Here is an 18,409-nt window from a genome sequence, read left to right as displayed (position 1 = left end):
ACTGGTGTTTCACAGTTATATACAAATCAACAACCTATAAGAATAATACTTAGAATAAAATTATTTATTTTTTATGTTTAAGAAAGGGAGCGTATCAAATGAAAATTACTTGTCAAAAAGCTGACCTTGTTAAAGGAGTAAATATTGTATCAAAGGCAGTGCCAACCAGAACTACAATGGCAATACTTGAATGTATTCTTATTGATGCTTCATCTGGTGAAATCAAACTCACTGCTAATGATATGGAAATAGGAATTGAAACTATTGTTAATGGAAACATTTTAGAAAGAGGTATCATTGCTCTTGATGCTAAAAAGTTTTCTGAGATTGTAAGAAAGCTTCCTGAAAATGAAGTTACTATAGAAACAGATTCTTCATTTAAAACATCTATCACATGTGAAAAAGCTAAATTTGATATTGTAGGAAAATCTGGAGAAGACTTTTCTTATATTCCTGTAATTCCTAGAAATCAGCCAATCGTTTTATCACAGCTTACATTAAGAGATATCATCAGACAGACAATCTTCTCAGTTGCTGATAATGATAATAATAAAATGATGACTGGTGAGCTTATTGAAATTAAAGATAATAAGCTTAAAGTTGTAGCACTTGATGGTCATAGAGTTTCAATTAGAAACGTAGAATTAAAGAACGATGCACCTGATGTAAAGGTTGTAGTTCCAAAGAAGACACTTAATGAAATCGTTAAAATCATTGATGGTGGTATCGATGATGAAGTAAATATTTTTGTTACTGATAACCACATCATTTTTGAATTTGATCAGACTACTGTTGTATCTCGTATTATTGAAGGAGAATACTTCAAAATTGAGCAGATGCTTTCAGCTGATTATGAAACAAAAATCAAAATCAATAAAAGAGAATTCTTTGATTGTATTGATAGAGCAACTATTCTTGTTAACGAAGGTGACAAGAAGCCAATTATTGTAAATGCAACAAACAACACAATGTCACTTTCAATTTCATCATTCATTGGATCAATGAACGAAGATATTGATATTGTAAAAGAGGGAAAAGATATCATGATTGGATTTAATCCAAAGTTTGTTATCGATGCCCTTAAGGTAATTGACGATGAAGAAATAAATCTTTACATGTTAAATGCAAAGAGCCCATGTTTCATCAAGGATGACAATGGTTCATTTATTTACATCGTTCTTCCTGTAAACTTTAATAATCCAGGAGCAAACTAATGGAAACTATTCAAATTAGAGATGAATTTATAAAACTTGGCCAGCTTCTTAAGCTTGCAAATCTTGTTGAATCAGGTGCAATGGCAAAGGAAGTTATTGAGGAAGGTCTTGTAAAATATAATGGCGAAGTAGAAACTCGTCGAGGCAAGAAAATTTATCCTGGCGATGTTGTTGAATTTAATGGAGAAAGCGTAACAGTTACTAATGATAATTAAATCCATTGAACTTAAGAATTTTAGAAATTATGAATCACTTAATATAAATTTTGATGATCATACTACTATTCTTTATGGAGATAATGCTCAAGGTAAAACAAATATATTAGAGGCTGCTTATTTAAGTGGCACAACAAAATCCCATAAGGGAAGTCGTGACAAAGAAATAATAAAGTTTGATACTGATGAAAGTCATATCAAAACAATTGTTGTAAAAAATGAAAGGGAATATCAAATCGATATTCACCTTAAGAAAAACAAATCAAAAGGAATTGCTATTAATAGGGTTCCAATAAAAAAAGCAGCCGAATTATTTGGACTTATAAATATTATTTTCTTCTCTCCTGAGGACTTAAATATCATAAAAAATGGTCCTTCAGAAAGAAGAAAATTTATGGATGCTGAGCTTTGCCAAATTGATAAAATCTACCTTTCAGATTTAACAAATTATAACAAAGCTCTAAATCAAAGAAATGCTCTTCTTAAAGAGATGATTTATAAGCCTGAATTAAAAGAAACTTTAAGCTTATGGGATGAACAACTTATATCCTATGGTAAAAAGATAATCACAAGACGTCAGCAATTTATTAATGATATCAACATTATTGTCAAAGATATCCACTCAAAGATTACTTCTGGCAAGGAAAACATAGAAGTAACCTATGATCCAAATATTGAGGATATATTTTTCCTTGATGAATTAGTAAAAAACAAAGAAAAAGATATGAGGTTTTGCCAAACTTCTGTTGGTCCTCATAGGGACGATATCAAAATTACTGTTGATGGAATTGATATTAGAAAATATGGAAGCCAAGGCCAGCAGCGTACCTGCGCTCTCTCGCTAAAGCTTTCAGAAATAAAATTAGTTGAAAATACAATAAATGATAAACCAATATTACTTTTAGATGATGTATTATCAGAGCTTGATAAAAATCGTCAAAGTGATTTGCTTGATAATTTAATTGATACACAAACTATCATTACCTGTACAGGTCTTGATGAATTTGTAAAAAATAGATTTATGCTAAACACAGTTTATAAAGTAACAAATGGTTCTATAGAATTAATAACGGAGGAACACAGGTGAGTAAGGAAGTAAATCAGGAGTACGGTGCAGACCAAATACAGATTTTGGAAGGACTTGAAGCAGTTCGTAAGCGTCCTGGTATGTATATCGGATCTACATCTGAAAGAGGTCTTCATCATTTAGTATATGAGATAGTTGATAATGCTGTAGATGAAGCACTTGCTGGATTTTGTACTCATATTCAAGTAACAATTAATCCTGACAATTCGATTACAGTAGTCGATGATGGCCGAGGAATTCCTACAGGAATTAATAGTAAGGCAGGTATCCCTGCGGTAGAGGTTGTATTTACCGTGCTTCATGCCGGAGGAAAGTTCGGCGGTGGCGGATACAAGGTATCAGGTGGACTTCACGGTGTAGGTGCTTCAGTTGTTAATGCCCTTTCAAATTGGGTTGAAGTAGAAATCAAGCGTGAAGGAAAAATCTTTAAGCAGAGATATGAGCGTGGAAAGACAATGTATCCTCTTAAAGAAATTGGTACATGTCCTGTTGAAGAGACTGGAACAAAAGTAACATTCCTTCCAGATGATACAATTTTTGAAACAACAATTTTTGATTATAAAACACTTAAAGTTAGACTTCGTGAGACTGCGTTCCTTACAAAGGGACTCAGAATCACTCTTACAGATACAAGAGGTGATGAGCCACACGAAGAGAGCTTCCACTACGAAGGTGGTATCAAGGAATTTGTTCAGTATATCAACCGTGGAAATGAAGCACTTTACGATGAGGTTATTTATTGCGAAGGTACAAAGGACAATATCTATGTTGAGGTTGCTATGCAGCACAATGATGGATATCAGGATCAGGCCTACAGTTATGTAAATAACATCGTAACTCCAGAAGGTGGTACACATCTTACTGGTTTCAGAGGTGCTCTTACAAAAGTATTTAATAAATATGCTAGAGATTACAAGATTTTAAAGGATTCTGATCCACAGCTTGATGGTGATGATATTAGAGAAGGTCTTACAGCTATTATTTCTATCAAGATTGAAGAGCCTCAGTTTGAAGGTCAGACAAAGCAAAAGCTTGGAAACTCAGAAGCTCGTGGAGCTGTTGATGCAATCGTATCAGAGCAGCTTACATGGTTCCTTGAGCAGAATCCTACAATTGCTAAAAATATCTGCGAAAAATCGCTGCTTGCGCAGCGAGCAAGAGAAGCAGCTAGAAAGGCTCGTGATCTTACTCGTAGAAAAACAGCTCTTGAAGGAATGTCACTTCCTGGAAAGCTTGCAGATTGCTCAGACAAGGATCCAAAGAACTGCGAAATCTTTATTGTAGAGGGTGATTCCGCTGGAGGTTCAGCAAAGACAGCCCGTAGCCGTGCAACACAGGCTATTTTGCCACTTCGTGGAAAAATTCTTAACGTAGAAAAAGCTCGTGAAGATAGAATTTACAGCAATGCCGAAATCAAGGCAATGATTACAGCATTCGGTACTGGTATTCACGAAGACTTTGATATTTCAAAGCTTCGTTATCACAAAATCATTATCATGACTGATGCCGATGTTGATGGTGCTCACATTGCAACACTTATGCTTACATTCCTTTACAGATTTATGCCAGAGCTTATTAAGCAGGGCTATGTATATCTTGCTACTCCTCCACTTTACAAGTTGGAGAAAAACAAAAAGGTTTGGTATGCATATTCTGATGAAGAATTAAATCAGATTCTTACAGAAGTTGGCCGTGACAGCTCAAACAAAATCCAGCGATACAAAGGACTTGGTGAGATGGATGCAGAGCAGCTTTGGGAAACAACAATGGATCCTGAAAAGAGAATTCTTAAGCGTGTAGTTATTGATGATGAAGATGCTTCTGAAATCAATGTTACATTCTCTACTCTTATGGGTGACAAGGTTGAGCCAAGACGTGAATTCATCGAGGCTAACGCTAAATACGTACAGAACTTAGATATCTAATCGTAAAAAATTTTCGGGGCAAGCCCCGATAGCAAAGACGAAGGAAAAATATGGACGACAAAATTTTTGATAATATTCATGATGTTGATCTGAAACAAACAATGGAAACCTCATACATCGATTATGCCATGAGTGTAATTGCCTCACGTGCTCTTCCAGATGTACGAGATGGTTTAAAACCAGTTCAGCGTAGAGTTCTCTTCTCTATGATTGAGCTTAATAATGGTCCCGACAAGCCACACAGAAAATGTGCTCGTATTGTCGGTGATACAATGGGTAAGTATCACCCTCATGGTGATAGTTCTATTTATGGCGCACTTGTCAACATGGCACAGGAATGGAACACACGTTATCCACTGGTAGATGGCCATGGTAACTTCGGTTCTGTGGATGGCGATGGCGCCGCTGCCATGCGATACACTGAGGCCCGTCTCTCAAAGATTTCCATGACAATGTTTGGTATCAACTACAAGGATGAAAAGTTCACCCTTGGTAAAGATATTGACATGGATGGCGTAGACTTCATGCCAAACTTTGATGAGACTGAAAAAGAGCCAACAGTTCTTCCAGCCCGCTACCCTAACCTACTTGTTAATGGTACAACTGGTATCGCCGTTGGTATGGCTACAAACATTCCACCACACAATCTTCGTGAAGTAATTGGTGCTGTTAATAAAATCATCGACAACCAAATCGAGGAAGATAGAGATACAGAAATCGATGAGCTTCTTGATATTGTAAAGGGACCAGATTTCCCTACAGGTGGTGTAATTCTTGGAAAGGCTGGAATTGAAGAAGCATACCGTACAGGTCGTGCTAAAATCAGAGTTCGTGCCGTTTCAGAAATCGAACCAATGGACAACGGTAAAAACAGAATTGTTGTTACTGAGCTTCCATACATGGTTAATAAAGCTCGTCTTATTGAAAAGATTGCAGAGCTTCACAAAGATAAGAGAATCGACGGAATCACAGATCTTCGTGATGAGTCATCTCGTGAAGGTATGAGAATCTGTATCGAGCTTAGACGTGATGTAAATCCAAACATCATTTTAAATCAGCTTTATAAGCACACTCAGCTTCAGGATACTTTCGGTGTTATCATGCTTGCACTTGTTGATAATCAGCCAAAGATTCTTAGCCTTAAGGAAATGCTTGTACATTACCTTAATCATCAGAAGGATGTTGTTACTCGTCGTACAAAGTACGAGCTCAACAAAGCTGAGGAACGTGCTCACATATTAGAGGGATTACTTATTGCCCTTGATAATATCGATGAAGTAATTCAGATTATCCGTAGTTCAGCTGATGTAGCAACAGCAAAGGCTACATTGATGGAGCGCTTTGGTCTTTCAGATGCTCAGGCTCAGGCCATTGTTGATATGCGTCTTCGTGCTCTTACAGGTTTGGAGCGAGACAAGATTCAGCAGGAATACAATGAATTACAGGTATTAATCGGAAAATTGAAAGCTATTCTTTCAGATGAAAAGGTACTTCTTTCAGTAATCAAAACTGAAATTACAGAAATCGCTGATAAATATGGCGATGATAGACGTACATCAATCGGATTTGATGAGTACGATATCAATATGGAGGATATGATTCCTGTTACTAATACAGTTGTTACATTCACAAAGCTTGGATATATCAAGCGTATGAATGAGGATAACTTCAAGACTCAGCATAGAGGTGGTAAGGGAATCAAGGGAATGGATACAATTGATGACGATTACGTTGTTGAAATGCTTATGATGTCATCCCATGACTATCTCCTCTTCTTCACAAATAAGGGTCGAGTATACAGAATCAAAGCATACGAGATTCCAGAAAGCAGCAGAACAAGCCGAGGTATTGCAGTAGTTAATATCCTTCAGCTTCAGCCAGATGAAAAGGTAACTGCTATGATTCCTGTTGAGGATTACAGCGAAGATAAATACTTATTCATGGCAACTGCAGATGGATTTGTTAAGAAGACAAAGATAACTGAATACGAGAATATTCGAAAGAATGGTCTTACAGCAATTACACTTCGTGATGATGATATGCTTATTGAGGTTAAGCTTACAGATGGCGATGAAGATGTAATTATGGTTACAAAATATGGTCAGGCAATACGCTTTAGCGAGACAGAGGTTCGTCCAACAGGTCGTGCAACAATGGGTGTTATCGGTATGAACCTTGCTGCAGATGATATGATTATCGGAATGCAGCTTATTTCTCAGGGTGAAAGTCTTATGACTGTATCAGAAAATGGTCTTGGTAAATGTACTCTTATGACTGAGTTCAACACAATCCACCGTGGTGGTAAGGGTGTTAAGTGTTACAAGATTACAGAAAAGACTGGTAACCTTATCGGAGCAAAGGCAGTAGAAAAAGATGATGAAGTAATGCTCATTAATGATGCAGGTACAATCATCAGAATCAATGTTGCTGGTACTGCTCTACTTAGCAGAATTACATCAGGTGTAAAATTAATCGACTTAAAAGAAAATACTAAGTTAATTAGTATTGCAAAAGTTAGAAAAAGTGATACAATACTTGCGGAAGAGGTTGAAGAATTAAATGAAGGTTCAACAACCGAATCATAAAAGTGTGTAATAGCAATGGGGCTGTTATTTTAAAAATAGCAGCCCTTTTTATTTAAAACTTATTGCTTTACTCATTTAAAGTGACGATAAATTAAAGCATTAACAGGATATAGTGATGAAGGACATTAAAACAGCAGATATTGTTAACATCGTTAGTGAAATGTGTATTCAAGCAAATCATTATCTATCTGATGATATGAATTCACGATTAAAAAATTCTGTTAACACTGAAAAATCTGAGCTTGGAAAGAAAATTTTAAACCAGCTTCAAGAAAATCTTGATATAGCAGATAAGGAACAGATTCCTATTTGTCAGGATACTGGAATGGCAGTATTTTTTGTGGAGATTGGTCAGGAAGTTCATATCGACGGTGGACTTTTAACAGATGCTATAAACGAAGGCGTTAGAAAAGGTTACACAGAGGGATACCTTAGAAAGTCAGTAGTTTCAGATCCAATTGAAAGAATCAATACAAAAGATAATACACCTGCAGTAATCCATTATGATTATGTAGCTGGGGACAAATTAAAGATTACATTGGCACCAAAAGGATTTGGTTCTGAAAACATGAGTAGAGTTTTCATGCTGAAGCCAGCTGATGGAATCGAGGGAGTTAAAGAAGCTATTCTTACGGCGGTAAAAGATGCTGGGCCAAATGCCTGTCCACCAATGGTTGTTGGTGTTGGCATAGGTGGAACTTTTGAAAAGTCAGCCCTCATGGCCAAACAAGCACTTACAAGAAGCTTCGACGATAGACCATCAACCCCATGGGTGAAAGACCTAGAGGACGAAATGCTTGAAAAGATTAATAATCTAGGCATTGGACCAGGCGGTCTCGGTGGTACTACTACTGCTCTAGCAGTAAACATTAATACATATGCAACTCACATTGCAGGACTACCAGTGGCAATCAATATTTGTTGTCACGTAAATAGGCATATTACAAGGGAGATTTAATGGAGCATAAAATTCAAACTCCAATAACTTCAAAAATAGCAACATCACTTCATTCAGGTGATTATGTCTACATCACAGGAGAAATATATGTTGCTAGAGACGCCGCTCACAAGCGGATGAAAGAAGCTCTTGATAAGGGAGAAGAACTTCCAATACCTATTGAAAATTCTACAATCTACTATATGGGACCATCCCCAGCCAGGGAAGGAAGACCAATCGGGTCGGCAGGTCCTACTACAGCAAGCCGTATGGATAAATACGCCCCACAGCTTCTTGACCTTGGAATGAAGGCCATGATTGGCAAGGGCAAAAGAAATCCAGAAGTTGTAGATGCCATAGTTAGAAACAAAGCTGTTTATTTTGCAGCTGTTGGAGGAGCTGGTGCTCTTCTATCAAAATGTATCAAATCTTCAGAAGTGATTTGTTACGACGACCTTGGAGCTGAAGCAATCCGAAAGCTTTATGTAGAGAATTTTCCAGTAATCGTGGTTATTGATTCTGATGGAAACAACCTATACGAAACAGCTATCAAGGAATTTCAAGTTTTAAATTAGATTTAAAAACTGTGCGGGGTTTTTAAATAAAGTAGTACAAGAAAAGGAGTATAAAAAATTGGCAAAATATGTTGTTAAAAGAGTTTTGCTGGCATTCGTTACAGTAATCATTATTAGTTTGATTACATTCTTCGCAATGAATGCTATTCCAGGCGGTCCTTTCAATAAAGAAAAGGCAGTCAATGAAGCTGTTATTAGACAGCTTGAGGCTAGATATAATTTGGATAAGCCTCTGTGGGAGCAGTACATAATTTATATGAAAAATATGGCACACGGTGATTTCGGTGTATCTCTTAAAAACGGTCGTGAGATTAAAGATATTTTCGCGGAGAGTTTTCCTATCTCTGCAAAGATTGGTTTAATTGCAGCATTCTTCGCAATCATCTTTGGAATTATCCTCGGATCAATTGCAGCACTTAAGAGAAATAAATGGCAGGATAGATTGATTATCTTCTTCATTACGATAATTACCTCCATGCCATCGTTCGTAGTAGCAACTATTTTGCTTTACGTATTTAGTGTAAAGCTTGGTGTAATACAGGCCTTCTCCGCTGGAGAAAACTTAGTATTCTTACCGGTGCTTGCTCTTTGTTTATCTCCACTTGCATATATTACTCGACTTACAAAGACATCAATGCTTGATGCACTTGGACAGGATTACATCCGTACAGCAAAGGCAAAGGGTGTTTCATCGAGAAAAGTTATCTTCGTTCATGGTCTTAGAAATGCGTTGATTCCAGTTATTACTTATGTAGGACCTATGGTTGCTGGAATTCTTACTGGATCAATGGTAGTAGAAGCAATCTTCAACCTTGGTGGTCTTGGATCAAAGTTCGTAAGTGCTATCACAAACCGTGACTACACACTTATCATGGCAACTACCATCTTCCTTGCAACAGTAATGGTAATTGCAAACCTTATAACAGATATTGTTTATAAGATTGTTGACCCTCGTATTAAGCTTGACTAAGAATCAATTGAAAAGGAGTTATATTCGATGAAGGACAATTTTAAAAAGGCGCCTTTTTCTGCACAGATTGACCTTAGCAAGTTTTCTATGCAGGATTTTGAAAAGGCAACAGACGAAGAAAAAAGACAGCAGGATGTTATGGGCGAATCTACTACATTCTTTAAGGATGGTATGAGACGTCTTAGAAAGAATCCATTAGCAATGCTTGCTATTGGAATTCTTATAGCACTTATCATAGTTATTATTTTTGCACCACTTGTTATTCCTTACGGTTATGCAGATATCATGAAGGGTTCTGCAAACTTACATCCATTTGAATACAGTGCATCAGAACTTAAGCAGATAGCAAAAGGGGAAAGCGTATTCCCTCACATCTTTGGTACAGATTCACTTGGAAGAGATTATTTTATCCGTGTAATTTACGGAGCTAGAGTTTCACTTGTAGTTGGTATCTTTGCATCAATCCTTGTTTTAATGATTGGTATGCTTTATGGTTCTATCTCAGGTTACCTTGGTGGACGAGTTGACCTTGTTATGATGAGAATTGTTGATATCATCTATTCTTTACCAGACATGTTGTTGATAATTCTTCTTGCCGTAGTTTTAAACGAAACACTTGGAAGTATTATCAAAGGAACTATTTTTGCTAAACTTGGAACAAATATGATTGCTTTGTTCATCGTATTTGGACTTTTATATTGGGTAGGTATGGCCCGCCTTATCAGAGGTCAGATTCTTACTATCAAGCAGAATGAATACGTACTTGCTGCAAAATGTATCGGTACATCTACATCACGTACAATTTTGAAGCACATTTTACCAAACTGCTTATCAGTAATTATCATTACTACTGCCCTTCAGATTCCATCAGCTATCTTTACAGAGAGCTACCTTTCATTCGTAGGACTTGGTGTTTCTGCTCCAATGCCATCACTTGGTTCACTTGCTAACGAAGCAAGAAGCGGTATGATGACATATCCAGAAAGACTTTTGTTCCCAGCATTTGCAATCTGCTTGATTGTACTTGCATTAAACTTACTTGGCGATGGTCTTCGTGACGCATTCGATCCAAAGTTATCTAGATAAGAGGTGATAGTGATGGAAGATTATAAGTACATATTAGAGTTACAGGATCTACATACTACCTTTACTACAGATAACGGTGATGTAAGTGCTGTAAACGGAGTTAATTTTACACTTGAGCCAGGAAAGACTCTTGGTATTGTAGGTGAGTCTGGTTCTGGTAAATCAGTTACTGCATATTCTATAATGCAGATTCTTGCTGATAACGGAAGCATTTCCGGGGGCAAGGTTTTATACAAAGGCGAAAACATTGTAGATTGGGATGCTAAGCAGATGGCAGGATTCCGTGGTAGATGCGTTTCTATCATTTTCCAGGATCCAATGACATCTCTTAACCCAGTATTTTCAATCGGTTATCAGTTAAAAGAAGCAATTCTTTTACATACAGACAAAACAAAGGAACAGGCAAACGAAAGAGCTAAGGAATTACTTAGCCTTGTAGGAATCAATGAGCCAGAAAAGCGTCTCAAGCAGTATCCACATGAGCTTTCAGGTGGTATGAGACAGCGTGTTATGATTGCCATGGCACTTGCTTGTGAACCAGATATCCTTATTGCCGATGAGCCTACTACTGCCCTTGATGTTACAATCCAGGCACAGATTCTTGAGCTTATGCAGGATCTTCAGAAAAAGCTTGGTATGGCAATCATCATGGTAACTCATGACCTTGGTGTAATCGCATCTATGTGTGATGAAATCATCGTTATGTATGGTGGTCGTGTTTGTGAAAGAGGTACAGCAGATGATATCTTCTACTCTCCTTCACATGAATATACAAAGGGCTTACTCCGCTCTATTCCAACAAAATCAAACAGCAAAGAAAGATTAGTACCAATCGGTGGTACACCAATCAATCTTTTAAACATGCCAGAAGGATGTGCATTCTGCCCTCGTTGTGACGAAGCAATGAAGATTTGTTTGAAGGAAAAGCCAGAAGAAATCAGAGTTGGCGAAACACACATGGCATCATGTTGGATGAATATTAAGAATATGAAGCAGGAGGAAGTAGTAAATGAGTAGCGAGAATATTTTAGAAGTAAGCCACTTAAAGCAGTACTTCCCAGTAAAAAATGGATTTAGAACAGTTCCTCTTAAGGCTGTTGATGATATTTCTTTTACAATCAAGCCAGGTGAGACACTTGGTCTTGTAGGTGAGTCAGGTTGTGGTAAGACAACAGTAGGACGTACTCTTCTACGTCTTTACCAGCCAACAAGCGGACGTATTGTATTTGATGGCGATGTTCTTTATGATAGCGAGAAAAAAATTGATGTAAAAATGCAGCCATATCGTAAGCAGATGCAGATGGTATTCCAGGATCCATACTCTTCTCTTAACCCACGTATGACTGTAGAAGATATTATCGGTGAGCCTCTTGATGTGCATAAGCTTTACACATCAAAGGGTGAACGCCATGACAAAATCATGGAGCTTATGGAAACAGTAGGACTTAACGCAGAGCATGCAACACGTTATGCTCACGAGTTCTCAGGCGGACAGCGTCAGAGAATCGGTATTGCAAGAGCCCTTGCTGTAGATCCAAAATTCATCGTTTGTGATGAGCCTGTATCAGCTCTTGATGTTTCAATTCAGGCACAGGTTGTAAATATGTTTGAGGACCTTCAAAAGCAAAGAGGTTTATCATACTTATTTATCGCTCACGATTTATTAGTAGTTCAGCATATCTCTGACAGAATTGCTGTTATGTACTTAGGTCACATGATGGAAATTGCTGATGCAGACGAGCTTATGGACAACCCAATTCATCCATATACTCAGTCACTTCTTTCAGCAGTACCAATTCCAGATCCTGAGACAGCTAGAAAGAGCCAGAGAATTATCCTTGAGGGCGATGTTCCTAGTCCTCTTAAGATGCCTAGCGGATGTCCATTCAGAACAAGATGTCGCTACGCTACAGAGCAGTGTGCATGTGAGATGCCTCCATTTACAGATAGAGGTAATGGTCATATGGTTGCTTGCTGGAACAAATAAGAGAAGGTATTGGTTTTAATTCCTATAGGGATTGAAATATAAAGAGATTAAAATTATAGGAGGGATAGTATGAAGAAGAAATTAGTCTCATTAGTACTTGTTGCTGCTATGGCACTTTCAATGGTTGCATGTGGCAATAAGGCAGCATCTACTGAGAGCTCATCTACAGGTGAAGCACCAGCAGTTGCAACAACAAAGGAAGATAAGACAACACTTAACATTTGGATGTCTAGTGAGCCAGCTCACATTGATCCAGCTCTTAACTCATCAGTAGATGGTGGATGTCTTGCAGTTAACTCATTTGAAGGTTTGATGCGTTACAACGAAGCAGGCGAGCTTGAGCCAGCTTGTGCAGAGAGCTATGAGGTATCAGATGATGGACTTACATACACATTCACAATGCGTGATGGTTTAAAGTGGTCTAACGGTGATGATCTTGATGCAACAGATTTCGTTTACTCTTGGAAGCGTGCAGCTTCTCCAGAGGTTGCAGCTGATTACAGCTACCTTTGTGAAATCTTCCCAAGCTTCACATATGAAGATGGTCTTGGTGATGATGTAGTTGCTTCTGAAGATGGTAAGACTCTTACAGTAACACTTGGAGCAGTTTGCCCATATTTCCTTGATTTATGTGCATTCCCATTCTTCTTCCCAGTTAACCAGGAAGCTGTAGAAGCTTCTATGTCTGATGGTGATCCAGTTGGTACATGGGCAAACGATGCAGGCGACAACTTCGTATGTAACGGTGCTTATGTTCTTAAATCATGGAACCATGATTCAGATATGACATATGTAAAGAACGAAAATTACTGGGATGCTGATTCAGTAACAGTTACAACACTTAACGTAATGCTTACAGCTGAAACAACAGCTGCTTACACAGCTTACACAACAGGAGATCTTGATTTCATCGATGATATTCCTGTAGAGGAAATGGAAACAGCTAAGACAAGCTCAGAGTATGTAGTACTTGATAACCTTGGTACATACTATGCATCATTCAACTACAACACAGATCTTTATGATGAGCTTGGTCTTGATGAGGAGCAGGCAAAGGTATTCCGTCATGCTATCGCTCTTTTAATTGACCGTCAGTACATCATTGACACAGTAGGTCAGAACAACCAGGAAGTTGCTACATCATTTGTTCCAGCTGGATGCTCAGATGGTAACGGTGGTGAGTTCAAGAACAAGGATTACTACTCAACAGATTACGAAGCAAACGTAGAAGAGGCTAAGTCACTTCTTGAGTCTATCGGTTTATATGATACAGCTTCAGATGCTCTTACACAGGATATTTCTTTAACATACCTTACAAACAACTCAGAAGGTAACGTAAAGATTGGTGAGTGTATCCAGGCTGACCTTGCAACAGTAGGAATCAACCTTTCTATCGATCAGGAAGAGTGGAACGTATTCCAGGAGACACGTAAGGCTGGTAAGTACGACTTCGCTCGTGAAGGTTGGATCATGGATTACAACGATCCTATCAACATGCTTGAAATGTACACAACATCTTCAGGAAACAACAACCCACAGTTCGGTAAGGATTCTAGCAAGGATCTTGATTGGGCTAAGTATGATCAGATGATTTCTGATATCCGTTCAGAGGCAGATCTTGCAGCACGTGCAGAGCTTATGCATGAGGCAGAGGATTACCTTATGGATACATGGTGCATCATCCCTATCTACTACTACAACGATCCATACATGATCAAGGATTATGTAGATGGTGTATATGGTACTGTAGAGGGAATGAAGTACTTCTATCATGCGACAATCAATTAAAATAAGCATAAATGCTTATTTTGATTGATTCACGGAACAGCTCCATTTCCGAAGGAAATATACAATAGCTGTTCCTTCCCGTTGATGTAAATCAACTAGGATCTATATGTGAAAAATTTTTGGGGAAATCGTGAAGATTTCCCCAAAATATTGTTGACAATGGTGCATTACTCTAGTAGAATAACACTTGCGTCGAAACAAAATAAGTAATTTACCTACAACTTTGGAGAAGTACTCAAGAGGCCGAAGAGGCGCCCCTGCTAAGGGTGTAGGTCGGGCAACCGGCGCGAGGGTTCAAATCCCTCCTTCTCCGTTTTACTTAATAAGGTGCCATAGCCAAGTGGTAAGGCAAAGGTCTGCAACACCTCTATCACCAGTTCAAATCTGGTTGGCACCTCTAATTTAAATCCCTCGACCCTAAGTAATGGGGGCGAGGGATTTTTGTTTATACAAAACTAACTATTCAAAAATGTGAGAAAGGAGAATTTTGCAATGACAATTTATGACGAGTTAGTTGCTCGTGGCCTGATTGCTCAGGTAACAAACGAAGAAGAAATTAAAAAATTAATAAATGAGGGCAAGGCAACTTTCTATATCGGTTTTGATTGTACTGCAGATAGCCTTACAGCCGGTCACTTTATGGCTCTCACACTTATGAAGAGATTACAGATGGCTGGCAACAAGCCAATCGCCCTTATCGGTGGCGGTACTACTATGATTGGTGATCCTTCAGGTCGTACAGATATGAGAAAGATGCTTACACGTGAGGACATCGATCACAACGCTGAGTGCTTCAAGCGTCAGATGGAGCGTTTCATCGATTTCTCTGATGGCAAAGCTCTTATGCTTAACAACGCTGATTGGTTACTTGACCTCAACTATGTTGAGCTTCTTAGAGAAGTAGGTGCATGTTTCTCAGTTAACAACATGCTTCGTGCAGAGTGCTACAAGCAGCGTATGGAAAAGGGACTTTCATTCCTTGAGTTCAACTACATGATTATGCAGTCATACGACTTCTATCACATGTTCCAGCACTATGATTGTAACCTTGAGTTCGGTGGTGACGATCAGTGGTCAAACATGCTTGGTGGTACAGAGCTTATCAGACGTAAGCTTGGTAAGGATGCTCACGCCATGACTATTACTCTTCTCACTGATTCACAGGGTAAGAAAATGGGTAAGACAGCTGGTAACGCAGTATGGCTTGATCCTAATAAGACTTCACCATTCGAGTTCTACCAGTACTGGAGAAATGTTGGTGATGCAGATGTTCTTAAGTGCATCCGTATGCTTACATTCATTCCAATCGAGGAGATTGAAAAGATGGATAGCTGGGAAGGTGCACAGCTTAATGAAGCAAAGGATATCCTTGCTTATGAGCTTACACAGATGGTTCACGGTACAGAGGAGGCTGACAAGGCTCGCGAGGCTTCTAAGGCACTTTTCGCAGGTGGAGCAAACTCAGAAAACGTACCATGCCACAAGCTTTCAGATGAGGACTTCAAGGACGGCAAGGTAGATATCCTTCAAATCCTTGTTTCTGCTGGTCTTACAGCTAGCCGTGCAGAGGCTCGCCGTGCTGTTCAGCAGGGTGGTGTTTCAGTTAACGGAGATAAGGTTGCTGATCCATTTACATCATATGAAAAGGATGCATTTGCAGAGGAATTCCTTCTTAAGAAGGGCAAGAAATCGTTCTGCAAGATTGAAGCATAAAATCTAAAAATGATATAATAAAAGTGCCAAGATACCTTGGCACTTTTTTGTATAAAGGAGAATATAAATAATGGGTAACGTTTTTTATTTTCAATGGGAGCTTGATTTACTCCACTGGTTTCAGAGTATACACAATGGATTTTTAGACTGGATAGTTCCAAAGATTACTTCCTTAGGAAATGGCGGATGGTTTTGGATAGTTGTTACTCTCCTACTCTTGATTTTGCCATTTAATAGAAAGATGGGGGTGCAGGCGGCAATATCACTTATCATGACAGTTATTATTTGCAATGTGATATTAAAGCCAAGTATTATGAGATGTCGACCATGTTGGCTTGAGCCAGATGTGCAGATGCTTGTAAGTATTCCAAAGGATTTTTCATTTCCATCAGGTCATTCAAATGCCAGCTTTGCTGTGGCAACTGCTATATTTACAAGAAATAAAAAGCTTGGAATTCCAGCACTTGTACTAGCAGCTTTAATCGCCATAAGCCGTTTGTATGTGTTTGTACACTGGCCTACAGATGTGCTAGCAGGTTCCTTGATAGGAATCTGTGGTGGAATCACAAGCTTTTTCATTGTGAATTTCATTTATAAAAAATTCAATAGAAATGGTCTAGATGATGCCCGTGTCTAAACCATTTCAACAACTAACAATTCATAAGGAGAGAGCACAATTTCTGTGCTGTTAGATGAAGAATTGTCTAAGGTTTTGCTTGTATTGGAAAGCAAAACCTTTTTTATTTTGGAAGGAAGACTAAGTGTCTGGGCATCCTTCTGATAATTAGCAATAACCATTACACTCTTCTCTCCTACCCTACTGTAGGCAAGAAGGTTTTTCTGCTCTGGTTTGTATGGAGCAAATTCGCCATATACTAAAGTTGATTCATATTCAGGATTCTTTCTAAGTGAAATGAGCTCCTTATAAAAATTAAATACAGAATCCGAATCATTAATCTGCGCCGCAAGGTTGATGTTTTTGTATTTTGGATTAACCATAAGCCATGGACTACCATCAGTGAATCCTGCATTCTCAGAGTCATCCCACTGGAAAGGGGTGCGGGCATTATCTCTTGTCACATTTATAAGATGTGCAAGGGCCTCAGCATGTGTTTTGCCTTCATGTAATGCTGTTTCGTAGATGTTGGCATTTGCACAGTCATCCAAATCATTAATGTCATTAACTTTATCTAGGTTTTCCATACCTATCTCCTGCCCCTGGTAAATAAATGGAAGTCCAGGAAGAAGGAAATATATACCTGCCAGCATCTTTTTGCTGGTGTCATCTAAATCTTCGTTTGGTATGAACCTTGAAACTCCTCTAGGTTCGTCATGGTTTTCGATGATGTTAGAGAGAAAACCTATGCCATCAACTCTCTCATGGGCCTTAAAGACTGCCTTTTTATAATTCTCTGGCGAAATATCTTCTTTGGTAGATTCAGCAGAAAAATCAAACATGGTAGAAAAGTATCCATGTGACCCGATGAATAAAGGCAATTCATCATCCTTTTCATTAAATACTTCACCTACGGTAAAGGCATCATGCTTTCTGAATGTCTCATCAGCTAATTCATTAAGGAATTCTCCTACCCCAGTTGCTTCTTTTAGCATATTGTCGATTGTAGAAAGTCCGTCATCACCATCTACAGGATAATCTGAAAATGGAAGTTTCTTTTTAATGTTGATGATGGCGTCGATTCTAAATCCAGCAATACCCTTATCTAGCCACCAGTTAATCATTTTGTAAACTTCCTTGCGAAGCTTAGGATTTTCCCAGTTCAAATCTGGCTGTTTCTTGTGGAATACATGAAGATAGATTTTGTCGTCATGTCCTGGCAATTTTTTCCATACACTTCCACCAAAATAGCTTCTCCAATTGCAAGGCAAAGGATCACCATCCTTGTAATCTTCAATGTAAAAGAATTTGCCGTATTCTCCGTCAGGGTCTTCGCATGCTTTTTTAAACCATTCATGTTCATCAGAGCAATGGTTTACCACCAAGTCCATTACAATCCCTATACCCCTCTTCTTCCCTTCTTCAATTAGACGGTCCAAATCAGCAATAGTGCCAAAGCGTGGGTCGATATCGTAATAATCTGAAATATCATATCCCTGGTCAGCTAAAGGTGAACAGTAAATAGGTGAAAGCCAAATAATATCAATTCCAAGATCCCGCAAATAATCTAGTTTTTCAATAACTCCGTTAATATCTCCAATACCATCCCCATTGGTATCATAAAAACTCTTTGGGTAGATTTGATAAGCTACCTTGTTGTGCCACCATTTTTTTTCCATGTAAAAGCCACTCCTTAGATTAATCTAAGTAA

The 18,409-nt window shown here is 38.4% G+C and carries 15 protein-coding genes and 2 tRNA genes; 16 read left to right on the top strand and 1 reads right to left on the bottom strand.

Going from position 1 to position 18,409, the window contains the following annotated elements:
• Positions 1-98 precede the first annotated feature (98 nt).
• From dnaN to BMY66_RS10920, 16 genes are all read left to right on the top strand, one after another.
• On the top strand, positions 99-1,214 hold the full coding sequence (gene dnaN / locus BMY66_RS10995; RefSeq protein ID WP_033152526.1) for a DNA polymerase III subunit beta: 1,116 nt from the start codon (positions 99-101) through the stop codon (positions 1,212-1,214).
• Complete coding sequence (yaaA, locus tag BMY66_RS10990; protein WP_033152527.1) at positions 1,214-1,429, top strand: S4 domain-containing protein YaaA; 216 nt, start codon at positions 1,214-1,216, stop codon at positions 1,427-1,429. Before dnaN ends, yaaA begins: the two co-directional genes overlap by 1 nt.
• On the top strand, positions 1,419-2,516 hold the full coding sequence (recF, locus tag BMY66_RS10985) for a DNA replication/repair protein RecF (RefSeq protein WP_090395198.1): 1,098 nt from the start codon (positions 1,419-1,421) through the stop codon (positions 2,514-2,516). Before yaaA ends, recF begins: the two co-directional genes overlap by 11 nt.
• Positions 2,513-4,441 (top strand): DNA topoisomerase (ATP-hydrolyzing) subunit B, encoded by a 1,929-nt coding sequence (gyrB, locus tag BMY66_RS10980; protein ID WP_044939265.1) that lies wholly within the window; start codon positions 2,513-2,515, stop codon positions 4,439-4,441. Before recF ends, gyrB begins: the two co-directional genes overlap by 4 nt.
• Before the next feature lie 50 nt (positions 4,442-4,491).
• Entirely contained in the window at positions 4,492-7,026 is a 2,535-nt protein-coding gene (gyrA, locus tag BMY66_RS10975) for a DNA gyrase subunit A (RefSeq protein WP_044939267.1), read from the top strand.
• A 115-nt stretch (positions 7,027-7,141) separates the two neighbouring features.
• Positions 7,142-7,984, top strand: coding sequence for a fumarate hydratase (locus tag BMY66_RS10970; RefSeq protein ID WP_090395197.1), 843 nt, complete (start codon positions 7,142-7,144; stop codon positions 7,982-7,984).
• Positions 7,984-8,538 (top strand): Fe-S-containing hydro-lyase, encoded by a 555-nt coding sequence (locus BMY66_RS10965; RefSeq protein WP_090395196.1) that lies wholly within the window; start codon positions 7,984-7,986, stop codon positions 8,536-8,538. Before BMY66_RS10970 ends, BMY66_RS10965 begins: the two co-directional genes overlap by 1 nt.
• A gap of 58 nt (positions 8,539-8,596) precedes the next feature.
• A complete protein-coding gene (locus tag BMY66_RS10960; protein ID WP_044939277.1) occupies positions 8,597-9,508 on the top strand; it encodes an ABC transporter permease in 912 nt (303 codons plus the stop codon).
• 27 nt (positions 9,509-9,535) lie between these two features.
• Positions 9,536-10,594 (top strand): ABC transporter permease, encoded by a 1,059-nt coding sequence (locus BMY66_RS10955; protein ID WP_044939280.1) that lies wholly within the window; start codon positions 9,536-9,538, stop codon positions 10,592-10,594.
• Positions 10,595-10,606: 12 nt separating this feature from the next.
• Positions 10,607-11,611, top strand: coding sequence for an ABC transporter ATP-binding protein (locus tag BMY66_RS10950; protein ID WP_044939283.1), 1,005 nt, complete (start codon positions 10,607-10,609; stop codon positions 11,609-11,611).
• Positions 11,604-12,581, top strand: a complete 978-nt coding sequence (locus tag BMY66_RS10945; RefSeq protein ID WP_033152540.1) for an ABC transporter ATP-binding protein — start codon at positions 11,604-11,606, stop codon at positions 12,579-12,581. The genes BMY66_RS10950 and BMY66_RS10945 overlap by 8 nt, the downstream gene beginning before the upstream one ends.
• A gap of 69 nt (positions 12,582-12,650) precedes the next feature.
• Positions 12,651-14,369, top strand: coding sequence for a peptide ABC transporter substrate-binding protein (locus BMY66_RS10940; RefSeq protein ID WP_090395195.1), 1,719 nt, complete (start codon positions 12,651-12,653; stop codon positions 14,367-14,369).
• A 225-nt stretch (positions 14,370-14,594) separates the two neighbouring features.
• Positions 14,595-14,682, top strand: a tRNA-Ser gene (locus tag BMY66_RS10935).
• A 13-nt stretch (positions 14,683-14,695) separates the two neighbouring features.
• Positions 14,696-14,766: transfer RNA gene (locus BMY66_RS10930), tRNA-Cys, on the top strand.
• A gap of 95 nt (positions 14,767-14,861) precedes the next feature.
• Positions 14,862-16,082: a tyrosine--tRNA ligase gene (gene tyrS, locus BMY66_RS10925; RefSeq protein WP_090395194.1), complete on the top strand. Its 1,221-nt coding sequence runs from the start codon at positions 14,862-14,864 to the stop codon at positions 16,080-16,082.
• 70 nt (positions 16,083-16,152) lie between these two features.
• Positions 16,153-16,719 (top strand): phosphatase PAP2 family protein, encoded by a 567-nt coding sequence (locus tag BMY66_RS10920; RefSeq protein ID WP_090395193.1) that lies wholly within the window; start codon positions 16,153-16,155, stop codon positions 16,717-16,719.
• On the opposite strand, the gene BMY66_RS10915 is transcribed toward BMY66_RS10920, so the two are convergent.
• A complete protein-coding gene (locus BMY66_RS10915) occupies positions 16,716-18,377 on the bottom strand; it encodes an alpha-glucosidase (RefSeq protein ID WP_090395192.1) in 1,662 nt (553 codons plus the stop codon). The genes BMY66_RS10920 and BMY66_RS10915 overlap by 4 nt on opposite strands.
• Positions 18,378-18,409: the final 32 nt, after the last annotated feature.

The sequence above is a fragment of the Pseudobutyrivibrio sp. C4 genome (assembly GCF_900111635.1).
Classification (GTDB): Bacteria; Bacillota; Clostridia; order Lachnospirales; family Lachnospiraceae; genus Pseudobutyrivibrio; species Pseudobutyrivibrio ruminis.
Note: the sequence above shows the minus strand (reverse complement) of the source record. Positions and strands in the feature narration are given on the sequence as shown.

Coding starts and splice junctions, on each gene's coding strand:
- BMY66_RS10950 (WP_044939283.1), top strand. CDS start 10,607: ATGGAAGATTATAAGTACATATTAGAGTTACAGGATCTACATACTACC.
- dnaN (WP_033152526.1), top strand. CDS start 99: ATGAAAATTACTTGTCAAAAAGCTGACCTTGTTAAAGGAGTAAATATT.
- BMY66_RS10965 (WP_090395196.1), top strand. CDS start 7,984: ATGGAGCATAAAATTCAAACTCCAATAACTTCAAAAATAGCAACATCA.
- yaaA (WP_033152527.1), top strand. CDS start 1,214: ATGGAAACTATTCAAATTAGAGATGAATTTATAAAACTTGGCCAGCTT.
- BMY66_RS10955 (WP_044939280.1), top strand. CDS start 9,536: ATGAAGGACAATTTTAAAAAGGCGCCTTTTTCTGCACAGATTGACCTT.
- gyrA (WP_044939267.1), top strand. CDS start 4,492: ATGGACGACAAAATTTTTGATAATATTCATGATGTTGATCTGAAACAA.
- tyrS (WP_090395194.1), top strand. CDS start 14,862: ATGACAATTTATGACGAGTTAGTTGCTCGTGGCCTGATTGCTCAGGTA.
- BMY66_RS10945 (WP_033152540.1), top strand. CDS start 11,604: ATGAGTAGCGAGAATATTTTAGAAGTAAGCCACTTAAAGCAGTACTTC.
- BMY66_RS10940 (WP_090395195.1), top strand. CDS start 12,651: ATGAAGAAGAAATTAGTCTCATTAGTACTTGTTGCTGCTATGGCACTT.
- recF (WP_090395198.1), top strand. CDS start 1,419: ATGATAATTAAATCCATTGAACTTAAGAATTTTAGAAATTATGAATCA.
- BMY66_RS10970 (WP_090395197.1), top strand. CDS start 7,142: ATGAAGGACATTAAAACAGCAGATATTGTTAACATCGTTAGTGAAATG.
- BMY66_RS10920 (WP_090395193.1), top strand. CDS start 16,153: ATGGGTAACGTTTTTTATTTTCAATGGGAGCTTGATTTACTCCACTGG.
- BMY66_RS10915 (WP_090395192.1), bottom strand. CDS start 18,377: ATGGAAAAAAAATGGTGGCACAACAAGGTAGCTTATCAAATCTACCCA.